Annotated in this window: 21 protein-coding genes and 1 other RNA gene; 15 read left to right on the forward strand and 7 right to left on the reverse strand. The window is 66.4% G+C overall.

Annotated features, from left to right (window positions below; genetic code table 11):
• Positions 1-18: 18 nt before the first annotated feature.
• Entirely contained in the window at positions 19-1,152 is a 1,134-nt protein-coding gene (locus tag ABWP22_RS06800) for a mechanosensitive ion channel family protein (protein WP_353199454.1), read from the reverse strand.
• On the reverse strand, positions 1,152-1,943 hold the full coding sequence (ygfZ, locus tag ABWP22_RS06805) for a CAF17-like 4Fe-4S cluster assembly/insertion protein YgfZ (RefSeq protein ID WP_353199206.1): 792 nt from the start codon (positions 1,941-1,943) through the stop codon (positions 1,152-1,154). Before ygfZ ends, ABWP22_RS06800 begins: the two co-directional genes overlap by 1 nt.
• Before the next feature lie 158 nt (positions 1,944-2,101).
• Here ygfZ and rpmG point away from each other — a divergent pair, with 158 nt between their 5' ends.
• Positions 2,102-2,269 (forward strand): 50S ribosomal protein L33, encoded by a 168-nt coding sequence (rpmG, locus tag ABWP22_RS06810; protein WP_353199207.1) that lies wholly within the window; start codon positions 2,102-2,104, stop codon positions 2,267-2,269.
• A 69-nt stretch (positions 2,270-2,338) separates the two neighbouring features.
• Here rpmG and ABWP22_RS06815 read toward each other — a convergent pair whose 3' ends face one another.
• Together ABWP22_RS06815 and ABWP22_RS06820 are read right to left on the reverse strand one after the other, a co-directional pair.
• A complete protein-coding gene (locus ABWP22_RS06815; RefSeq protein ID WP_353199208.1) occupies positions 2,339-2,797 on the reverse strand; it encodes a hypothetical protein in 459 nt (152 codons plus the stop codon).
• A 2-nt stretch (positions 2,798-2,799) separates the two neighbouring features.
• Positions 2,800-3,792 carry a glutathione S-transferase family protein gene (locus ABWP22_RS06820; RefSeq protein ID WP_353199209.1) on the reverse strand — a complete coding sequence of 331 codons (993 nt, stop codon included), beginning with the start codon at positions 3,790-3,792 and terminating at the stop codon, positions 2,800-2,802.
• 143 nt (positions 3,793-3,935) lie between these two features.
• Here ABWP22_RS06820 and ABWP22_RS06825 point away from each other — a divergent pair, with 143 nt between their 5' ends.
• The 5 genes from ABWP22_RS06825 to ABWP22_RS06845 are packed head-to-tail and all read left to right on the forward strand — an operon-like array spanning position 3,936 to position 7,003.
• Complete coding sequence (locus tag ABWP22_RS06825) at positions 3,936-4,214, forward strand: DUF3572 domain-containing protein (RefSeq protein ID WP_353199210.1); 279 nt, start codon at positions 3,936-3,938, stop codon at positions 4,212-4,214.
• On the forward strand, positions 4,214-4,822 hold the full coding sequence (locus tag ABWP22_RS06830) for an HAD family hydrolase (RefSeq protein WP_353199211.1): 609 nt from the start codon (positions 4,214-4,216) through the stop codon (positions 4,820-4,822). The genes ABWP22_RS06825 and ABWP22_RS06830 overlap by 1 nt, the downstream gene beginning before the upstream one ends.
• Positions 4,823-4,826: 4 nt before the next feature.
• Positions 4,827-5,285, forward strand: coding sequence for a RidA family protein (locus tag ABWP22_RS06835; protein WP_353199212.1), 459 nt, complete (start codon positions 4,827-4,829; stop codon positions 5,283-5,285).
• Positions 5,285-6,439, forward strand: coding sequence for a GNAT family N-acetyltransferase (locus ABWP22_RS06840; RefSeq protein WP_353199213.1), 1,155 nt, complete (start codon positions 5,285-5,287; stop codon positions 6,437-6,439). The genes ABWP22_RS06835 and ABWP22_RS06840 overlap by 1 nt, the downstream gene beginning before the upstream one ends.
• A gap of 45 nt (positions 6,440-6,484) precedes the next feature.
• Positions 6,485-7,003: a hypothetical protein gene (locus tag ABWP22_RS06845; protein ID WP_353199214.1), complete on the forward strand. Its 519-nt coding sequence runs from the start codon at positions 6,485-6,487 to the stop codon at positions 7,001-7,003.
• A gap of 6 nt (positions 7,004-7,009) precedes the next feature.
• On the opposite strand, the gene panC is transcribed toward ABWP22_RS06845, so the two are convergent.
• Positions 7,010-7,873 (reverse strand): pantoate--beta-alanine ligase, encoded by an 864-nt coding sequence (gene panC / locus ABWP22_RS06850; protein WP_353199215.1) that lies wholly within the window; start codon positions 7,871-7,873, stop codon positions 7,010-7,012.
• A 117-nt stretch (positions 7,874-7,990) separates the two neighbouring features.
• On the opposite strand from panC, the gene ABWP22_RS06855 reads away from it, so the two are divergent.
• The 6 genes from ABWP22_RS06855 to ABWP22_RS06880 all read left to right on the forward strand — a co-directional run bounded on the left by ABWP22_RS06855 (position 7,991) and on the right by ABWP22_RS06880 (position 13,455).
• Positions 7,991-8,749: a division plane positioning ATPase MipZ gene (locus tag ABWP22_RS06855; protein ID WP_353199455.1), complete on the forward strand. Its 759-nt coding sequence runs from the start codon at positions 7,991-7,993 to the stop codon at positions 8,747-8,749.
• 266 nt (positions 8,750-9,015) lie between these two features.
• On the forward strand, positions 9,016-9,441 hold the full coding sequence (locus tag ABWP22_RS06860) for a J domain-containing protein (protein WP_353199216.1): 426 nt from the start codon (positions 9,016-9,018) through the stop codon (positions 9,439-9,441).
• Between the two features lie 106 nt (positions 9,442-9,547).
• Positions 9,548-10,939, forward strand: coding sequence for a phosphoglucomutase/phosphomannomutase PgmG (pgmG, locus tag ABWP22_RS06865; protein WP_353199217.1), 1,392 nt, complete (start codon positions 9,548-9,550; stop codon positions 10,937-10,939).
• 256 nt (positions 10,940-11,195) lie between these two features.
• A complete protein-coding gene (locus ABWP22_RS06870) occupies positions 11,196-11,909 on the forward strand; it encodes a TerB family tellurite resistance protein (RefSeq protein WP_353199218.1) in 714 nt (237 codons plus the stop codon).
• 17 nt (positions 11,910-11,926) lie between these two features.
• A complete protein-coding gene (locus ABWP22_RS06875; protein WP_353199219.1) occupies positions 11,927-12,790 on the forward strand; it encodes a DMT family transporter in 864 nt (287 codons plus the stop codon).
• Positions 12,787-13,455, forward strand: coding sequence for an N-acetylmuramoyl-L-alanine amidase (locus ABWP22_RS06880; protein WP_353199220.1), 669 nt, complete (start codon positions 12,787-12,789; stop codon positions 13,453-13,455). The genes ABWP22_RS06875 and ABWP22_RS06880 overlap by 4 nt, the downstream gene beginning before the upstream one ends.
• Positions 13,456-13,739: 284 nt before the next feature.
• Here the strand turns inward: ABWP22_RS06880 and ABWP22_RS06885 are convergent, their stop codons facing one another.
• Positions 13,740-14,045, reverse strand: a complete 306-nt coding sequence (locus ABWP22_RS06885; protein ID WP_353199221.1) for a DUF6522 family protein — start codon at positions 14,043-14,045, stop codon at positions 13,740-13,742.
• A 49-nt stretch (positions 14,046-14,094) separates the two neighbouring features.
• On the opposite strand from ABWP22_RS06885, the gene rnpB reads away from it, so the two are divergent.
• Positions 14,095-14,512, forward strand: an RNA gene (gene rnpB / locus ABWP22_RS06890) — RNase P RNA component class A.
• A 323-nt stretch (positions 14,513-14,835) separates the two neighbouring features.
• Here rnpB and recG read toward each other — a convergent pair.
• On the reverse strand, positions 14,836-16,893 hold the full coding sequence (recG, locus tag ABWP22_RS06895) for an ATP-dependent DNA helicase RecG (protein WP_353199222.1): 2,058 nt from the start codon (positions 16,891-16,893) through the stop codon (positions 14,836-14,838).
• A 91-nt stretch (positions 16,894-16,984) separates the two neighbouring features.
• Between recG and ABWP22_RS06900 the strand changes: the two genes are divergently transcribed.
• Both ABWP22_RS06900 and mfd read left to right on the forward strand, forming a co-directional pair.
• Complete coding sequence (locus ABWP22_RS06900; protein WP_353199223.1) at positions 16,985-17,269, forward strand: FAD assembly factor SdhE; 285 nt, start codon at positions 16,985-16,987, stop codon at positions 17,267-17,269.
• Between the two features lie 136 nt (positions 17,270-17,405).
• A complete protein-coding gene (mfd, locus tag ABWP22_RS06905; RefSeq protein WP_353199224.1) occupies positions 17,406-21,011 on the forward strand; it encodes a transcription-repair coupling factor in 3,606 nt (1,201 codons plus the stop codon).
• The last annotated feature ends 49 nt before the right edge of the window (positions 21,012-21,060 follow it).

Genomic DNA, 21,060 nt, shown 5'->3' on the forward strand with positions numbered 1-21,060 from the left:
ACTTGGGCGCTATCGAATCTAACCGCCCGCCGGCGCCCGCCCCTTGAGGTCGGTGGGATCGATCAGCCGCCCATCCGGCGCGGCGGTGAAGCTGGTTTGCGTCGGATAGGCAAAGTCGACGCGCAGTTCGGCAAAGCGGCGCACGATGGCAAAGCCCACCGCCTGCCGCGCCGCCACCATCGCCGCCAGGTCCGGCACGGTGACGAAGAAGATCAGTTCGAAATCCAGGCTCGACGCGCCGAAGCCGGTGAACGCCGCGCGGTCGAACCGGCACTGCGGCTGGGCGTCGACAATCGCCTGCAAATGGCCGGGCAGCGATTCCAGCACGTCGGGCGGCGTCTGGTAGATGATGCCGAAATTCATCACCACCCGCCGCTCCTCGATGCGGCGCAGATTCGCCACTTGCTGATCGAGCAGCTTGGTGTTGGCCATCACCAGTTGCTCGCCCGACAGGGACCGTATCCGCGTGGTCTTCATGCCGATCTTCTCCACGGTGCCGGTGGAATTGCCATAGGTGATGATGTCGCCCACCCGGAACGGCCGATCGAACAGGATCGACAGCGCCGCAAACAGATCGGAGAAAATGCCCTGTGCGGCCAGACCGATGGCGATGCCGCCCACGCCCAGACCAGCCACCAGCGCGGTGACATTCACGCCCAGATTGTCGAGGATCAATATGCCGGCCAGCAGCCACACCACGACATTGACCAGCACGGTGATCACGCCCATCGCGCTGCCCAACGCACTGTGATCTTCGGCATCGGCCACGGCACGGTGGCGGATCATGCCCAGTACCAGCTCGCGCAGCCACAGCGCGCCCTGCACGGCGATCGCCACGATGAAGAGATTGTCCACCAGCCGCAGCAGCGGCCCCGGCGGCGCCGCAACATTGGTGGCGGCATCAAGCGCGACCGCAAACAGGAACAGTTGCAGCGTGCGATCGACCAGCGCGCGCATCAGGCCGCGCCAGCCTTCCGACGCGGCCGGAAACACCCGGCGCGCGCCGATCAGCACCAGTTGCAAGCCGACAAACAATGCCGCGCCCAGGCCAAGCCCGAACAGCGCCTCGCCGCTGTCCTGCGTCAGCCAGCGCCAGGTTTCCCCGGTGATGGCATCGATCCTGGCGCCAGCACGGCCGACGGGATCGGCCATCACCAGGCCGGCTCCAGCCAGGCCGGGCGGCGGACGGTGACGGCGGCATCGCCCAGAAACAGCGGCCCGGCGGCGGCCTCCAGCCGCAGATGCACGATGGCATGCGCGCCGCGTCGGGTGCGCAGCTTGCCCGTAGCGCGGCCTTCACTGTCTTTCACTTCGACCGCATCACCCGAATCGCCCGCGATCGTCACCGGCACCAGCCGGCGGCGCACCTTGTCGCGGTGGTGCATGCGCGCGGTGTTTTCCTGGCCGACATAACAGCCCTTGGTGAAGCTGACGCCGTCCAGCAGATCGGCACCGGTTTCCAGCCACAACAATTCATCCTCGCCGATATCGGCGCTGTCGGGGACGCCGACGGCATGGCGATGCGCATCATAAGCCTCCGCACCGTCCGGTGCGCTGCCGGCAGGCGCGATCCAGCGCGCGCCCAGCACCGCCGTGCGGGCGTCAGGAGCGTCGGGGGCCGGGTCGGCCGCCGGCCAATCGGCCAGCACCGCCAGATCATCGCGGCGGGCAAGGGTGACGGCCTTGCGCAATTTGTAGAGGCTGAGTCGCTTCAGCAGCGCGTCGGCGCGGGGCGCGGCGATATCGATCAATATGGCATCGTCCCCTGCATGCAGGTGAAAATCGAACAGCGCCTTGCCCTGCGGTGACAGCAAGCCGGCGAACAGCACGCGGCCCGGCGCCAGCAGCGCCACGTCATGGGTGATCAGGCCTTGCAGAAAGGCCTGCGCATCAGCACCGGCCACCGCCAGTACGGCGCGATTTTCAAGGGTTACGATGGTCATGCAAGTCAGATAGGGGCTCGGCCTGCCCGTGCCAATGCCACCACGGCCGGTATGGGCCAGAGCGCTTGACTTTCGCGGCGCGTTTCCGCATTGGGCACGTCTTCGCCGCGCCGGCCATGGTCGATGCGTGACAAACATATTTTGCGGATACCGGAATCATGGCCAAGCCGACCACCATCAAGATCAAGCTCGTGTCCACTGCCGACACCGGTTATTATTATGTCACCAAGAAGAACCCGCGCACCAAGACCGAAAAGTTGCTGTTCAAGAAATATGATCCGGTCGCGCGCAAGCATGTCGAATTCAAGGAAGCCAAGATCAAGTAAGCGCCAGCGCGCTTGCCTGACGGCATGAAGGCCTGGCGGCAACGCCGGGCCTTTTTCGTTGGCGGTTGATCAGCGCGAGCGGCTTTGTGCCGGCCAAAGCGCCAACGCCAGCATTACCACCGCCAGCAGCAACAGCAGCGGATTGGCGGCCGCACCCGGCGCGGTGCCGGCGGTGTGCACTGGCTTGATCAGGCCCAGCCCCTGTCGGCCGGCATATTCCAGGCACAGCAGCAGCCACATCAACGGCACCAGCGCCCGGTAACGCACGGCCACCACCAGCATCACCAGGCCGAGCAGCAATTGCGACAGGCCCCACTGCGCGAACATGGCGATGATATTGGCGCTGGCGTCCGGGCTGTAGCGGCTGAGCGGGATGGTCGCGATCGATTCGGCACCGCCGTCGGGCGCGAACATGTGATGCTGGCTGCGCCACAGGGTGATCGCAGTGACCGGATAGAGCGCCCACAGCGCCAGCGGCCGGCCGGTGAAATCGGCACTGGCGCTGGCCGGCAGCAAACGCTGCCACACGGTCATTGCAGGAAGGCCAGGCAGCCGGCGGCGTCCAGCAGCGGATCGATCCGCGCCCGCGTCGCGGCATCCAGCGCCGCATGGCGGGCGCGCAGATCAGCGAGACATTTGGCCTGATATTTGAACACACCCTGTTCGTACGCCAGGCCATCAATATGCATGCGGAACATGGTTTCGCCGGCTGCGGCAGCGGCGGCATTCGCCAGCAGGAACGGGCCATAGACACGCCCGATTTCGGCCAGCAGCGCCGTGAGAACCGGCGCCAGTGGCGCATCGCCCGCTTGCCATTCGCCATCGATGCCCGACGCATCATCGACATGCAGCAGCCACCGATAGCTGCTGGGATAATCGGCGCGCATCATCGCCTGCGCCGTTGGATCGACGCCCAACTGCGACAATTGCCCATAAAGGCCGAACTCCGCCAGCGATGGCCGCGAGCCAAACAGCCAGTGCTCGTTCACCACATGCGCTTCCAGCGCCGCCAGCACGCGGCGGGTGGAGGCCTCGATCAGGGCGAAATTCTCCCGCGTGCAGCCGACCAGCGCCATCCGCCCGACCTGACGTTCGCGGAACATGGTGGAAAACTGCTCGATGCGCTCGGCGCCGCCGCCCTTGAAGGCATCGAACGCCAGCCAGCGGCTCATCTGCAGCTGGTCGACCTCTTCCAGCCAGCGATAGCCGAACATCGCCTTGGTCAGCCATTCATCGGAAAAATCCTCGATCAGATGCGCCAGGAAGGCGTGACCGGGATCGGGCGGCACGATGCTGCGGTCCGGGTGGCGCTGTTCAAGATCATAGATCAGCGGCGTCGAATCATTGGCGAACTGGCCATCGGGATATTCCAGCACCGGGATCACCGGCGCCTTCACCCTGGCGGTCGCGGCGGCGTGCGTCTTGCCGCCATGCACCCAGACATGCGGGATGTGCCGCGCCCGCAAAACGGCGCGCAGCTTCATCGAATAGGGCGAACCCAGTGCGCCGTGCAGCTTGTACATCCACTTATCCCCACCATTGATCCCGAATGCTAGGCTTGGCCGCCGCGTGCGGCCAGCACCCAACTTTGCGAGGCCGCCCCGCGACAGTGGCAACCGCATGCGCGCGCTTGGCATCTCCGGCCCCGGCGATTAGGGCTTTGCCTGTGCTGCGCGACAAATCCTCCCCCACCGATCCGGCCGTGCTGGCGCTGCAAGCGTTGGCGCATGTGGCCGGTGATGAGGATATGGGGCCGCGCTTCCTGGCGCTGACCGGCATGGACGGCGCTGCGCTGCGGGCCAATGCCGACCAGCCTGCGACGCTGATGGCGCTGCTGGATTATCTGATGGCCAATGAACCCGATCTGGTCGCCACCGCCGACGCGATCGGCGTGAAGCCGGAACAATTGGCGCAGGCCGCGCGCCGGCTGGGGAGTAACTGGTAATGGCGCGCCCGCTGATCATTTCCGATTGCGACGGCGTGCTGCTGCACTTCATCGCGCCGTTCATCGATTATCTGCGCGAAGTTCACGCCCTGACGCTGGCCATGGACAGTTTCGCGCTCACCGGCAACGTGCGGCGCGCCGATGGCAGTGCGGTGGCCCCGCAGGAATTTCCGCCGCTGCTCGACGGCTTCTTTGCCGACTGGATGCACAACCAGCAGCCGATTGCCGGTGCTGCCGACTCGCTGGCCCAACTGGCACGCGATTGCGACGTCGTGGTGCTCACCAACATCGCCGATCATCACGCAACCCGGCGCACGCATGAGTTGGCACGGCTCGACATGCCGTACCGGGTGATCGGCAACAAGGGCGGCAAGGGCGAGCCGCTGAAGAAATTGCTCGATGAGTTTCAACCCAGTACCGCCATCTTCATCGACGATCTGCCGCCCAACCACACATCGGTGAAGGCGCATGCCGATCATGTCCACCGCCTGCACATGGTCGCCGAAATCGAGGTGCGCCACCTGATCCCGGCCGCGCCCGACGCCCATGCCCGCCATGATGACTGGCCGGCGATGCTGTCCCATATCGAAACCATCCTGAAAGGCTGACGTGATGACTCCGGAAGACAAGCTTGCCGCCCTCGGCATCACCCTGCCCTCCGCCGCAGCGCCGGCCGCCAATTATGTGCCGACCGTCACGTCGGGGAATCTGATGCACATCAGCGGGCAGATCCCGTTTGCCGAGGATGGCAGCCTGATGAAGGGCCGGCTGGGCGACACGGTGGATATCGCCTTTGGCCAGGCGGCAGCGCGCCGCTGCGCGGTTGGCCTGATCGCCCAGATGAAGGCGGCGCTGGGTGATCTGAACCGCGTCAAGCGCGTGGTGAAGCTGGGCGTGTTCGTCGCCAGCCACCCCGATTTCACCAGCCAGCCAGAGGTTGGCAACGGCGCATCCGATCTGATGGTCGAGGTGTTCGGCGATGCCGGTCGCCATGCCCGCGCCGCGGTGGGTGTGGCCGTGCTGCCGCGCGGCGTGGCCGTGGAAGTGGACGCGGTGGTCGAAATCGCCTGATGGCCGATGCATGGTCTGTGCGGGTCGTCGGCAAGGCCAGCGAGGTTTCGCTGGCCGACTGGAATGCCTGCGCCGGGATGGGCACAGAAAGGGTGGCCAACCCGTTCGCGCAGGCCGAATTTTTCCGCGCACTGGAGGATTCGGGCAGCGCGTGCAGCCGCACTGGCTGGCAACCCGTGCATCTGGTCGCCGACGGTGCGGACGGTCGCCCGGCCGGCATCATGCCCGCCTATCTGAAAACCCACAGCCAGGGCGAATATGTCTTCGATCATGGCTGGTCCGACGCCTATGAGCGCGCCGGCGGGCGTTATTACCCCAAGCTGCAGGCCGCCTTCCCGTTCACGCCGGCCACCGGCCCGCGCTTGCTGCTGCGCGTGTCCGAAGCCGGCCCGGCGCTGATCGCCGCTGCCGAGCAGATCACCGCCGGCAACGGCTTTTCCAGCGCGCACGCCACCTTCATCAGCCCGGACCAGCAGGCGATGTTCAAGGCCGCCGGCTGGCTGATGCGCGTTGGCGAACAGTTCCACTGGCAGAACGAGGGCTATCAGAATTTCGGCGATTTTCTCGGCGCGCTGTCGTCGGCGAAACGCAAGCAGATCCGCAAGGAACGCGAACGCGCCGTCGCCGGGCTGGAGATCATCCACCTGACCGGCGCTGCCATTACCGAGGCGCACTGGGATGCGTTCTGGACCTTCTATCAGGATACGGGGGCCAAGAAATGGGGCCGGCCCTATCTGACGCGGCCGTTCTTCTCCCTGATCGGCGAAGCCATGGGGGAGCGCGTGCTGCTGATGCTGGCGCTGCGCGATGGCAAACCCATTGCCGGCGCGCTCAACTTCATCGGCGATGAATGTCTTTATGGTCGCTATTGGGGCGCCAGGCAGGATGTGCCATTCCTGCATTTCGAGCTCTGCTATTATCAGGCCATCGAATGGGCGATCCTGAATGGCCGCGCGCGGGTCGAGGCCGGCGCGCAGGGTGCGCACAAATTGGCGCGCGGCTATCGGCCGACGCCGGTGATTTCGGCGCACCATATCCCCGATCCGAACTTCCACCGCGCCATCGCCGATTATCTGGCGCGGGAAACCCGCGCGGTGATCGAGGAAATCGAGTATCTTGATGCGCACGCGCCGTTCAGGCGCGATCAAGACTGATTGCCGTTCAGGCGCGATCAAGGTTGAGCCATGTTATTGTCGTCCATGCGAAATCTTCTTGCCCTGGCGCTTGTGCTCGCCGCTCCGGCCGCTGCGGCTGACGTCGTTCGCCTGACAGCGGCCGAGCGGGACGCCGTGATTGCGGCCGCCGCCAACGGCCCGGAGCGCGCCGCCGTGCTGACACCGGAACAGGCGGCGCGATCGTCGGTACTGGACCGCTCGCTCTACCCGGAATTCTACGGCGAAGGCCCGGCCGTGCGCGACCGCAAGGTGCAGGGTGAAGTGACGATGTTCGCCGGCAGTGGCGGCACCTTCGGCATGTCGGGCACCGCCATCATGCCGGTGGGTGAAAGCGGCACGGCGGCGATTTCGGTGCTGCAAGGCACCAGCAATCGCGGCGGCCTGCAAGGCTTCAGCCTGGGCTATGCCAGCGGCGGCGCGGCGAACGACATCAGCGCGTTCAGAGGCTTTGGCGGTTATGGTTATGGCGGCGGCTATGGCCTGTGGACCAACCCGTGGGGCGCTTCGCTCTATCCCGGCCCGCCGCCGCACCGGCGGCGCTGACCCACCCTACAGCGCAATATTGTCGATCAGCCGCGTCGTGCCCATCATCGCGGCGGCCAGCAGGCGGGCACCCGGCGCTGGCGCACCCAGGCTGTGCAGCGTTTCGCCATCGGCCAGCTCGAAATAATCGACGTGGCCAAAGCCGGCGCCCTTCAGCCGGCGCTCGCCTGCCGCCAGTGCCGCCGCCACCGGCATGCCGGCCATTATCGCCTCACGCGTGGCCAGCAAGGCTTGCGGCAGCGCCAGCGCCCGGGCGCGTTCATCGGCCGACAAATAGGCATTGCGGCTGGACAGCGCCAGGCCATCGGCATCGCGCACGATGGCGCAGCCGACGATTGTTGTGCCGATATCCAGATCGGCTGCCATCCGCCTTATGATCGCCAACTGCTGCCAATCCTTCTCGCCGAACACCGCGACATCGGCCTGGGCCGCGCTCAGCAGCTTGGCAACCACCGTGGCAACGCCGTCGAAATGGCCGGGCCGCACCCGGCCACAGAGCAGATCCGGCAGGCCTGCCACCCGCACGAAGCTGGCAAAGCCCGGCGGATACATGGTGGCGACATCGGGGGCATAGAGCAGGCGGCAGCCCACACGGGCGAGTTTCAGGGCATCGCCGGCCTCGTCACGCGGATAACGTTCCAGATCCTCGTTCGGCCCGAACTGCTTGGGGTTCACAAAGATCGATGCGACCGCGACATCGGCCTGGGCGAGCCCCCTGGTGACCAGCGCCAGATGCCCGGCATGCAGCGCGCCCATCGTGGGCACCAGTGCAACACGCTTGCCTTCGCGCTGCCAGGCACGCACGCGGTCGCGCAATGCGGCAGGGGTGCGCACCACAGGCAGGCCCTTGGGCGGCAAAACATCAGTCATCGGCGCGTCATGGCTTTCGTGCATCTGCGTTGACAGGTGGCGCGCGCTGTGGGCGATACAGGCGCATCCTGCAAGCTTGGCAGTGTGAGGGGGCATGTGAGCGCACATCTGATCGTGATGGCCAATGAAAAGGGTGGCACAGGCAAATCGACCACGGCCGTACACGTTGGTGTCGCCCTGGCGCTGGCCGGGCTTCGTACCGCGCTGATCGATCTCGACAGCCGGCAGCGCACCTCGACGCGCTATCTGGAAAATCGCTGGCTACACGCGCAGCGCCATGGCCTCACCTTGCCAGCGCCCGATGTGGCGGTGGTCGAGGATGGCAACAATGGTGAGGCCGAGTTGGCGCAACGCCTGCAACAGGCCAGCACGCTGGATTTCATCATCATCGATTCGCCCGGGCGGGATTCGGCGCTGGCGCGGGCAGCCATGGCGCGCGCCGACACGCTGGTGACGCCGATCAACGACAGCTTCGTCGATTTCGATCTGATCGGCGAAGTGGACGGCGAGAGCTTCGAAGTCACCAAGCCGAGCTTTTATGCGGAGCTGGTCTGGCAAGCCCGCACCCGCCGCGCCCGAGAGCAGGGCCGGCCGATGGATTGGGTGGTGATCCGAAATCGCCTGTCGGCGCTCGACGCCCGCAACAAGCAGCGCATGGGTGCCGCGCTGGACACACTGTCGAAACGCGTCGGCTTCCGCGTGCTGCCCGGCCTGTCCGAACGCGTGATTTTCCGCGAGTTTTTCCCCCGCGGGCTCACCCTGCTCGATCGTGCGGCGCTCAGCGATTTTTCCTTGAGCCATGTCGCGGCGCGCAGCGAATTGCGCGCCTTGCTGATCGGGCTGAACCTGCCCTGCGGCATCGAATTGGCGGCTTAGGGTCCAAACTCAATGAGAATAGGGGTCGGCATGGCACGGAGAAGCGAAATGGCGAGGCGCGGGCGCGCTGGCGGGGCTTCGCCCCCCGGCGAGCGACCGCAACGACGCCATTTCGCTTCTCCGTGCCACCCTTCGGGCGCTGTCAGGAAGCCCGGCAGAGCGCTCGCTCATTTGCCGGATAGCGCTGCTATCCGTCCGCACTCGCTCACTCCTGCCGGACTTCCTGACAGCGTGACGACCCCTATTCTCATTGAGTTTGGACCCTGATGCTGCTGGCGATCCTGGCGGTGGCGGCACTGGCCTGGTGGCTGCATCGCGAAGGTGTGCTGCTGCCCAATCTGCTGCGGCTGGGCGGCGCGGCGGCGGCCGGCCTGCTGGCGTTCCGGCTGCTCAGCACCGGTCGACCGGTGCTGGCGCTGGTGGCGGCCGGTGTGGGCCTGGCCTGGTGGAAATGGTCGGGCCGGCCGGTGGCGCTGCCCGGCGGTGCCCGCAATCGGCAACTAACGGCGGCGGCACAATTGCTGAACGTGCCGGCCGACGCGGGATCGGATGTCATCTGGCAGGCCTGGCGCCATGCAATGACCACGGCGCATCCCGATGCCGGCGGCAGTGACGAAGCCGCGCAAGCTTTGACCGCGGCGCGCGACCTGCTGATTGCTGCGGCCGACAAGCGCCGCGAAACCGGGCGATGATGCGACCGTAACTTGCGCTGGGCTGCCGAAGCCACAATTGCAATTGTCACACACGGCGCGCATCAGGGCGCCGGTTTGCCGTTGCTGAATCTTTTTGAGGAAACTCGTGTCCCACATTTTTCACCCGACCGCCCTGCGCGAATATGACATCCGTGGCATCGTTGGCGAAAGCCTGACCGAGGCCGATGCCCGCGCCGTGGGCTTGAGCTTTGGCACCGTCGTGCGACGCGGCGGCGGCACGCTGGTGGCGCTGGGCCGCGACGGCCGCGAATCCTCACCGGCCTTGAGCGCTGCGGTGGCGCAGGGCCTGATGGCGGCGGGCTGCGATGTCGTGGATGTCGGCCTCGGCCCGACGCCGATGCTGTATTTCAGCGTGTTCGAGCTTGGCGCCGATGCCGGCCTGATGGTGACCGGCAGCCACAATCCGCCCAACTGGAACGGCTGCAAGATGATGCTGAAGGATCGGCCGTTCTTTGGCGCCGACATTCGCGGCCTGGGGGCACTCGCCGCCGCCGGCGATTGGGAAAGCGGCGCCGGCAGCAGCCGCACGCATTACATCATGGACATTTATGTCCTGGCGCTGGCCGCCGATTTTCGCGGCAAGACCGGTGATGGCGCCTTCACCATCGCCTGGGATTGCGGCAACGGCGTCGCTGGCCCGGTGGTGGAAAAGCTGACCCGCATCCTGCCCGGCACCCACCATCTGCTGTTCACCGAAGTGGACGGCACGTTTCCCAATCATCACCCCGATCCCACCGTGGAGGCCAATCTGGTCGATCTGAAGCGTGTGGTGGCCGAAAAGCGCTGCGATTTCGGCGTGGCCTTCGATGGCGATGCCGATCGCATCGGTGCGGTCGATGGCCTGGGCCGCGTGGTGTGGGGCGATCAATTGCTGGCGATCCTGGCCGAACCGGTGCTGGCCGAACTGCCCGGATCGACCGTGATCGCCGATGTGAAGGCCAGCCAGGCGCTGTTCGATCGCATCACCGAACTGGGCGGCACGCCGCTGATGTGGAAAACCGGCCACAGCCTGATCAAGGCGAAGATGAAGGAGGTCGGCTCCCCCATCGCTGGCGAAATGAGCGGCCATATCTTCTTCAAGCATCGCTGGCATGGCGTGGACGACGGCATATTGGGCGCAGTGCGCCTGATCGAAGCCGTCACGGCGCTGGGCGGATCACTCACCGCGCTGAAGGATGCGATGCCGGCCATGGTCAACACCCCGGAAATGCGTTTCCAATCTTCCGAAGACCGCAAGTTCGAAGTGGTGGCCGAAGTGCTGGCGCGGCTTGGCCAGGAAGGCGCCACCGTCAACGAAACCGATGGCGCCCGCGTGATGCGCGCCGATGGCTGGTGGCTGCTGCGCGCATCCAACACTCAGGATGTGCTGGTCGCCCGCGCCGAAGCCGCCGATGCCGCCGCCCTCGCGCGTCTGGAAGCCGAACTGCGCGCGCAACTGGCCTTGTCGGGCGTGGACGGCGTCACGGTCGGGCACTGAGGGTTCCCGGCTGGCCGGGGTTTATCGCCATAAGATATACGTTCTGAACGCCCTCCCCCTTGTGGGGAGGGCGACTCGGCGCCAGCCGAGCAGCCTGCCCCGGACTTGATCCGGGGGGGTGGGGGAACCCGCCTGCTGTCACTGAAGGCGAAACCCCCACCCCGCTCGCGCCAAGAGGCGCGGGTCGCCCTCCCCGCAAGGGGGAGGGAGCCATTGCGCTTCAATCGCCAATCAATCGGGTCTAAACCGGCCAAGTATGAGCATCTGGGCAACTCTGGCCGGCACCGCCATCGGGCTGGTGATCGGGGGGCCGATCGGGGCACTGGCCGGCGCGGCCGCCGGCAGTGCCGTCGATCTGGCGCGTGCCCGCTTCACCAAACCGGGTCAGCGTCAGGTGGCCTTCACCATCGCCGCCATCGCGCTGTCGGCCAAGATGGCCAGCGCCGATGGCGAGGCCACTGCGGCCGAATTCGCCACATTCCAGCGCCTGTTCCGCGTCGATCCCGCCGAATCGGTCAACGCACGGCGCTTCTATGATCTGGCCAAGGCCTCGACCGCCGGGTTCGAAGCCTATGCACGGCAGGCCGCCGAACTGCTGGGGCCAGGCTCACCGACGCTGGAGGATCTGCTCGATGCGCTGTGGATGATCGCGGCGGTCGACGGCTTCGATGCGGCCGAACTGGCCTATCTCGAACAGGTGGCACCCCTGCTGGGCTTTGACGCGGCGGCGCAGGCACGCATCCGCCGCCGCCACCTGGCGCCCGCCGCTGATGATCATTGGGCGGTGCTGGGCGTGGAACCCGGCGCCGATGCCGCCACCATCAAGGCGGCCTATCATGCGCTGGTGAAACGCTATCACCCCGATCGCGCCGTGGCCGAAGGCGTGCCATCCGAATTCATCCGCGTATCGGAACTGCGCATGGCCAGCATCAACGCTGCGTACGACCAATTGACCGGAAGGCGGCGATGAAACCCAGCCATCTTGCCATGATCCTGGCCATCGACTGCATCTGGGCCTGCAATATCGTGGCGGTGAAGGAATCGGTGGTCTCGGCCGGGCCGCTGGTCACCGTGCTGCTGCGTTATGCCGTGGCCACGTTGGTCTGCCTGCCATTCCTGCGCTGGCTGCCGGGGCGCATGCACATCATCCTGATCACCGGGCTGGTCGCCGGCGCCGGTTTCATGACGCTGGGCGCGCTCAGCTTTGCCGTGGCCGACAATCTTTCAGCGCTGTCGATCGTCGGGCAACTGGGGGTGCCGTTCAGCCTGATCCTGGCGGTGATCTTCATGGGCGAACGCATCCGCTGGCCGCGCATCACCGCCATCGCCATCGCCATCACGGGCGCGGTGGTGATGGGCTTTGACCCCGCCATTGCCGATGAGCGGCTCGGTCTGATCCTCACCGTGGGCGCGGCCATGTGCTGGGCCGGCGGCAATCTGCTGTTCCGATCCCTGGCGGGCGTGCCGGTGCTGACCATCCACGCCTGGCTGGGGCTGATTTCGGTGCCGGTGATGCTGGTGGCGGCCTGGGTGGTGGAGCCGGACCGCCTGGCCGCCATCCCGCAATTGCCGATCAGCACCTGGGGCTGGGTGGCCTATTCGGCGATCATCTCCTCGGTGATCGGCCATGGCGGCATGACCTGGCTGTTCCAGCGCTATCCGGTGGCGGTGGTCTCGCCGCTCACCCTGCCCACCCCGCTGATTTCGGTGGGGGTGGCGATTGCGGTCTATTCGACGCCGATCACCAACCAGATGCTGGTCGGCGGCGCGCTGACCTTCGTCGGGGTCGCCATCATCACGTTGCGCACGGCGCAACGACGCGACACGGATGTCCCGGTGGAACCGCTATGATTACACGCCCAAGCCCGAATTTCGACGTGCGCAAGCTGCCCATCGCCATGCTGGTGCTGCATTATACCGGCATGCAGACAGGGGACGCCGCCATCGACTGGCTGGCCAATCCGGCCTCGAATGTCTCGGCGCATTATGTCGTCGCCGAAGACGGTGCCGTTCTGCAGATGGTGGACGAAGCGAACCGCGCCTGGCACGCCGGGCGCAGTTGGTGGCGCGGCATCACCGACATCAACAGCGCCAGCATCGGCATCGAGATCGTCAATCCCGGCCACGCGTTCGGCTATGTCCCCTTCCCGCGCCAACAGATGGATGCGGTGGTGGCGCTGGCTGCCGAGATCACCGCCCGCCACCGCATCGCGCCGGCCAATGTGGTGGGCCACAGCGACATCGCACCGACCCGCAAGCAGGACCCGGGTGAGTTGTTCGATTGGCCGCGCCTCGCCGCATTGGGCCTGGCCGCCGTACCCGCCCCAAGCCTCGATCCCGGCTGGAGCGACCCCGGCTTCCTCGCGGCGCTGGCCCGCTATGGCTACGATATCACCGCGCCCACCGAGGCGATCATTGCCTTTCAGCGCCGCCACCGCCCTGTCCGGCTCGACGGCCTGATCGACGTGGAATGCCGCCAGATCTTGCGCGGGCTGCTGCTGGCGGAAGGCCTGTAAGAAAAAGGCGGCCAGCCCAAGGGGGGAGGGCTGGCCGCCAGGTTTTCCCGCCGATGGCCTAACAGGGGGGAAGGCCATCAAACAAGCGGTGGCCGGTATAACTGCCGGCCAGCGAAATCGGCATTGCGAGGGGGGCATGCCGATTCGACAGATACGGATATGGTGAACCGATCGAAACATTGCAACTGTGTAATGTTGCCATGGCCGACAGCGGACCAGATTTTGCCACGGTTCAACGCAGACCAATCACGCCGCGGCGCAGCGCGGACCCGTCTTGCCGCGGTTCAGCGCGGGCTGGGCCGCCGCGCTGCCACCGGCAGCTCATGCCCGCCAAAATCCAGCGTGCTATGCGAAAGGATGCTGCCCAGCGCATCGATGATCACCCGCAGCCGGCGCTTGTCGGTGGCGAAGGTCAGCCGGAAGGTGCCGAAATCCTCGTCGACTCCGGCCTCCACCCAGGTGCTGATCTGCCGCCCGGCCAGCATCGGCTGTACGGCTTCGGGGGCGAGTTTCAGCCCCTGGGCAATCACTTCGGCCGGCACGGTGAAGGCCTGGCCCCCGTTACTGATATCGCCTTCGATCTCGATCATGGCGCCTGCTGTGGCGCGAATCGCCGCGAAATGCCATGGGGGTCTGCGATCACGTCGTCGGGCGGCCGCGTCAGGTGCAAATCTGCCGAGGAAAGTCCGGGCTCCACGGAACGCGGTGCCGGGTAACGCCCGGCGGTCTGAGTCCCAGAGAAATTTGGGCAACTCGGATCAGGGACAGTGCCACAGAGAAGAGACCGCCGATGGCTGTTGGCAACAACAGGACAGGCAAGGGTGAAACGGTGCGGCAAGAGCGCACCGCGCGATGGGCAACCAAAGCGGCACGGCAAACCCCACCGGGAGCAAGACCGAATAGGGATGGCGCGCGCATTTCGGTGCGCAGGGCAGGAACCGGCCCAGTCATCCGGGTTGGTTGCTGGAGGCGGCGGGCAACCGCCGTCCGAGAGGAATGGTCGCCCATGGGGTTTCGGCCCCGGGACAGAACCCGGCTTACAGACGTCGCTGATCGGCTGCCCGCAACGCGCAAGCGTTGCGGGCAGACTCGTGTCTGACCGGCCGGGCTGGCTGACGGCCCTCAGGCCGGCAGAACCGCTTCGACGGCGCGGCTTTGCCGCGTTCTTTCTTTTCTTCTTGAAAAGTCCAAGCGGACTCGGCGGCTCCGCCGCCGGCCGCGCTCGCCGCACGCATCGCCCTGAGACACCACACACGCCACCCCTCCGTCTCACTTCGCTCGCCACCTCCCCTTGCAGGGGAGGAACTATGATCCTCCCCTGCAAGGGGAGGTGGCAGCCGAAGGCTGACGGAGGGGTGGCGCACGCGGTCACAGATGCACTCATCCACTCCGCAACAACGCGACCCCCGCATCGCGCTCGAACAGATACAGCAACACCCGCGCGGCCTGCCCGCGCACCCCCGCCAGGCCGCCGTCGCGCTCCAGCAGCAGCCGCGCATCATCGCGCGCCATCGTCACATAGTGCTGCACCCGCCCCGGATCGGCGAAGCGGAACGCCTCCTCGCCGGACTGGCGCGTGCCGAGGATCTCGCCCGGCCCGCGCAGTTTCAGATCGGCTTCGGCAATGCGAAACCCATCATTGGTCTCGCGCAGCAGCTTCAGCCGTTCGCGCGCCGTTTCCGAAAGCTCATCGCCGCGCAGCAGCAGGCAGACGCTGTGCCCCGCCCCGCGCCCGACCCGGCCGCGCAACTGGTGCAACTGCGCCAGCCCGAAACGCTCGGCCGCCTCGATGATCATCAGCGTGGCATTGGGCACGTCCACACCCACCTCGATCACCGTGGTCGCCACCAGCAGGCCCAGCCGGCCGGCGGCAAACTCCGCCATCACCGCATCCTTGTCCGGCCCCTTCATGCGGCCGTGCACCAGCCCGACCTTCCCCTCCCCCAACCGCGCCTTAAGGAAGGCCGCGCGGGTGGTGGCGGCGGCTTCGTCTTCATCCTCATTGCCGTCGACCAACGGGCACACCCAATAGGCCTGGCCGCCGCCATCCAGATGCCGGGCCAGCGCCGCCGTCACTTCATCCAGCCGCGCCGTGGCCATCACCCGCGTGTCGATCGGCTGCCGGCCGGGCGGGCGTTCGTCGATGATGCTCTGGTCCATCTCGCCAAAGCGGGTCAGCGCCAGGCTGCGCGGGATCGGCGTGGCGGTCATCGCCAGCACATGCGGCGGCACGTGGGCCTTGTTGGCCAACAACAGGCGCTGCGCCACGCCGAAGCGATGCTGTTCATCCACCACGACCAGACCCAGATCATGATAGGCCACCGTCTCCTGAAAAATCGCATGGGTGCCGATCAATATGTCGATGCGCCCTTCGGCCAGATCAGCCAGCAGCGCCTCGCGGGCCTTGCCCTTGTCGCGCCCGGTGAGCAGCGCGATGCGCACCGGCAGATTTGCGGCCTGTTTGGTGAGCGTGGCATGATGTTGCCGCGCCAATATCTCGGTGGGTGCCAGCAATGCTGCCTGGGTGCCGGCTTCCACCGCCGTCAACATCGCCATCAGGCCGACCAGCGTCTTGCCCGATCCGACATCGCCCTGCAGCAGCCGCAGCATCGGCTGCGCCTGCGCCATGTCGCCGGTGATCTCGCCGAGCACGCGCCGCTGGGCGCCGGTCAACGGCCAGGGCAGACCCGCCAGCAATGCGGCCGTCAAGCGGCCGTCGCCCGCCAGCGCCCGCCCGCGCCGCGCCCGTGTGTCGGCGCGCACCAGCAGCAGCGCCAGTTGATTGGCGAGCAGTTCATCATAGGCCAGCCGATCACGCCCACCGTCTATCCGGTGCGCAGCCTGCAAGCTGCCGGCAAAATTCTCCCAGCCCGCCCGCGCGATCACTGATGGCTCGATCCATTCGGCCAGCGCCGGCACCCGGCCCAACGCTTCGCCCACCAATTGTGCCATGCGCCGATTGGTCAGCCCTTCGGTCAGCGGATAGACGGCTTCGCGCTCCTGTGGCGGCGCCGGGCCGTCCATGGCCTGCACATCGGGGTGGGCGATCTGCAATTTCTGGCCATAACGGTCGAGCTTGCCGATGATGCGCTTTTCAACGCCGATCGGCAGCCGCGTCTGCGCCCAGGAGGCGCTCTGGCCGAAAAACACCAGGTCCACCCATTGCCCGCCACGATCAACGGCCGCGACGCGCAGCGGACTGCGCGGGCCGCCGCGATCATGGCGCGCCGCGGTCAGCGGCACCACCACCGGCCGGCCGACCAGGCTTTCGTCGAGCGCATCCACCGCCAGCCGATCGATCATCATCACCGGCAGGTGGAAGGCCAGATCGATGGCGCGCGTCAGCTTCAGCCGGCCGAGTTGCCGCACCTGCGACGGCCCGACGCCTTTCAGCGCGGCGACTTCGGCGAACAATGGGTTGAGGATGTCCGGGCGCATGGCTATGCCAACGTCATAGCACCGCGCTGGCCGTTTGAAACGCCGGCGTGGACAACTGCTTTGGGCAATCCTGTTTTGAAGGCCGGGCAACATGAACGACAATCAGCCGGACTCGATGGAATTGCGCCTGCGCCGCGCGCGCTACCGCGCCGACCATCGCGGGACGAAAGAGGCCGATCTGGTCGTCGGCGGCTTTTTCGCGCGCCATGGCGCCGATTTCGACGAAGCGGCCATGGCCTGGTTCGAGGTCGTTTTGCAGGAACAGGATGTCGATATCCTCGCCTGGGCGTTCGGCACGGCCGAAGTGCCGGCGCATCTGGACAATGACTGGATGACGTTGCTGAAAAAGCTCGATTATGTCGAGGTGACCAAGTGAATCCCTCTCCCCTTGCGGGAGAGGGCGACTCGCCGCAGGCGAGCGGGGTGAGGGGTTGCGCAATCGCTGCCACCCCCTCACGAGCCGCGCCTGCGGCGCGTCTCTCGCCCTCGCCCGCAAGGGGAGAGGGATTTAGGTGATCGATCTCCCCCGCTTTGTTGCCGCGTCGCGCACCGTCACGTTGGCGCGCTGTGCCGGCGGTTATCTGCCATGGCTGATGGCCGATGCCGCGCGCGCCACCAAAGGCCGCGCCTGGTTCATCGCCGCCGACGAATCCCAAGCGCGTGCTGTCGCCGAAGCCGCCAGCTATTTCGCGCCGGAAATCGCTGTGCTGGTGCTGCCGGCCTGGGATTGCCTGCCCTATGACCGCGCCTCGCCGTCGCTGAAAAGCGCGTCCGACCGCGTTGCGGCGCTGGCGGCGCTCACCGAAGCGCCGACCGGCGCGCAGCTTGTGGTCACCACGGTCAACGCCATCACCCAGCGCGTGCTGCCCAAATCGCGGGTTGCCAGCCTGGCCGCCCGGCTGAAACCCGGCAGCCGCATCGATCGCAATGCCCTGGCGCTGAAGCTTGCCGCCAACGGCTATGTGCGCGTCGATACGGTGGTAGAGGCCGGCGAATATGCGCTGCGCGGTGGCCTTGTCGATGTGATGTCGGCCGGCGCCGATCATGGCCTGCGCCTCGACTTCTTCGGCGACGAGATCGAAACCATCCGCCGCTTCGATCCCGCCAGCCAGCGCAGCCTGGGGCCTGCGGATGGCTTCGACCTGCTGCCGGTGTCCGAAGTGCTGCTCGATGACGCGCGCATCAAGGCGTTCCGCGCCGGCTGGCTCGAACGCTTTGGCGCCACCGCCACTGGCGATCCGTTGTATGAAGCCGTCAGCGACGGTCGGCGGCTGGCCGGCATGGAACATTGGCTGCCGCTGTTCGAGCCCGGCCTGGTGACGATGTTCGACTGGATCGGCGCGGATGACCTGCTGGTGCGGGATCATGGCGCCGATGGCGCCGCGTCCGATCGCTTCGAAGCCATCGCCGATTATCACGACAACCGCGTTGCCGCGCTCAGCCAGAAAAAGGGCAGCTATCGCCCGTTGCCGGCCGACGCGCTGTATCTGGCGCCGGCGGAATGGGCGGCGCAATTGGTGGCGCACAAGGTGCATGCCACGTCGCCGCACGATGTTGCCGATGGCACGCTGTTCGCCATCGATTGCGCCGCCAACGCCGCCCGCGATTTTGCGCCCGAACGCGTGGCGCAGGCCAATGGCGGTCCGCCGGTCTACACCGCGATCCTGGCGCATGTCGAAGCGCGCCGTGCCGCCGGGGACCGCGTGATCCTCGCCAGCTACTCGGCCGGCGCGCGCGAGCGCTTGCGGGGCCTGCTGGTCGATGAAGGCATGAACCGGCTGGCCATCGCCGATCACTGGCAGGAAGCCCTGGGCCAGGCCTCAGCGGGTGCCGTCGTGCTCACGGTCTTGCCGCTGGATCATGGCTTCAGCCTGGAGGAGCCGCGTGGGCGGCTGCACCTGCTCACCGAACAGGACATGCTGGGCGACCGGCTGGTGCGCAAGGCGCGCTCGGTGCGCCGCGCCGATGCCTTCATGGCCGAACTGGCCATGCTCAGCCCCGGCGATCTGATCGTGCACCGCGATCATGGCATCGGCCGCTATGATGGCCTGCTGGCGATTCCGATCGGCGGCAAGCCGCATGATTGCGTCGCGCTCAGCTATGACGGCGGCGACAAGCTCTATGTGCCGGTCGAGAATATCGACGTGCTCAGCCGCTATGGCAGCGACAGTGACGGTGTCGGCCTCGACAAGTTGGGCGGCGTGGCGTGGAGCAGCCGCAAGGCGCGGATGAAGAACCGCATCCGCGAGATTGCCGGCGAATTGCTGGCGACCGCGGCGGCGCGGATGCTGCGCGAAGGCGAGCCGGTGAGCATCGACGCCCATGGCCTGGCGGCGTTCGTCGATCGCTTCCCCTATGCCGAAACCGATGACCAGTTGAAGGCCATCGGCGATGTGATCGACGATCTCACCTCCGGCAAACCGATGGACCGGCTGGTGTGCGGCGATGTCGGCTTCGGCAAGACCGAGGTGGCACTGCGCGCCGCCTATGCCGCTGCCATGTCGGGCATGCAGGTGGCGGTGGTGTGCCCGACGACACTGTTGGCGCGCCAGCATCACCAGAATTTCCGCGAACGCTTCACCGGCCTGCCGGTGGAGGTGCGCCACTTGTCGCGCCTGGTCACCGCGGCCGACGCCAAGGTGGCGCGCGAAGGGCTGGCCGACGGCACCGCCGACATCGTCGTCGGCACCCACGCGCTGCTGGCCAAGAACATCGAATTCAAGCGGCTCGGGCTGGTGATTGTCGATGAGGAACAACGCTTCGGGGTCGTTCACAAGGAACGGCTGAAAAATCTGAAGGCCGATGTGCATGTGCTGACGCTGACCGCCACGCCGATCCCGCGCACCTTGCAGATGGCATTGACCGGCCTGCGCGAAATGTCGGTGATCGCCACGCCGCCGGTCGATCGCCTGGCGGTGCGCACCTATGTGATGCCGTTCGATCCGGTGGTGATCCGCGAGGCGCTGCTGCGCGAACATTATCGCGGCGGCCAGAGCTTCATTGTCGTCCCGCGCATTTCCGACATGCCCGATCTGGAGGAATTTCTGCGCGAAACCGTGCCGGAGGTGAAGCCGATCTCCGCCCATGGCCAGATGGCGCCATCCGAAGTCGAAGAGCGGATGAGCGCCTTTTACGACAAGCGCTATGATGTGCTGCTGTCGACCACCATCATTGAATCCGGGCTCGATATCCCGTCGGCCAACACCTTGATCGTCTATCGCGCCGATCGCTTTGGCCTGGCGCAACTCTATCAGATCCGCGGTCGCGTCGGTCGCGGCAAGACCCGCGCCTACGCCTATCTGACCACGGCTGACGGCGCGGCAATCACCGAAGGCGCCGAAAAACGTCTGCAAGTGCTCAGCCAGCTCGACACATTGGGTGCCGGCTTCCAGCTCGCCAGCCATGATCTCGATCAGCGCGGCGCCGGCAATCTGCTCGGCGACGAACAGTCAGGCCATATCAAGGAGATCGGCTTCGAACTGTATCAGTCGATGCTGGAGGAAGCCATATTGGAAGCGCGCGCCGAAGCCGCCGGCATGAAGCCGCCCGCCGAAGCCTTCTCTCCCCAGATCACCGCCGAAGTGCCGATCCTGATCCCCGAACATTATGTGCCCGATCTGAACGTGCGCATGGCGCTGTACCGCCGCCTGAACGAGCTGGATGGTCGCCCGGCCATCGATGGGCTGGCGGCCGAGATGATCGACCGCTTCGGGCCGCTGCCGTCCGAAGCCGAAAATCTTCTGTCCGTCATCGAGATCAAGCTGGCCTGTCTGGCCGCGGGCGTCGCCAAGCTGGAGGCCGGGCGCAAGGGCGGCCTGATCAGCTTCCGTGATGACCGCTTCGGCAATCCCGATGGCCTGATGGCCTATATCGAGCGGCTTGGCGCGCGCGCCAAGATCAGGCCGGACCAGAAATTGTTCATTGCCGCCGATTGGGGTGATGATCGCACGAGGTTGAAGGGCGCACTGCAAATCGCGTCGGCGCTGGCCAAATTGGCGGGCGGGGCCACGGTGAAGCCGTCGGCGAAACCGGCGGCCAAGCCGTTGCCGGCCAAGTTACCGGCCGCGAAAGTGCCGATCCGGCCGTCGATCTTCAAATCCAAGCTGGGCCGGCGCTAGGCTTGGTTGTGCCGCGACTGAACTGCCCCTCTCCCGCTTGCGGGAGAGG

Origin of the sequence: Sandarakinorhabdus sp. (genome assembly GCF_040398665.1) — a bacterium.
Taxonomy (GTDB): domain Bacteria; phylum Pseudomonadota; class Alphaproteobacteria; order Sphingomonadales; family Sphingomonadaceae; genus Sandarakinorhabdus.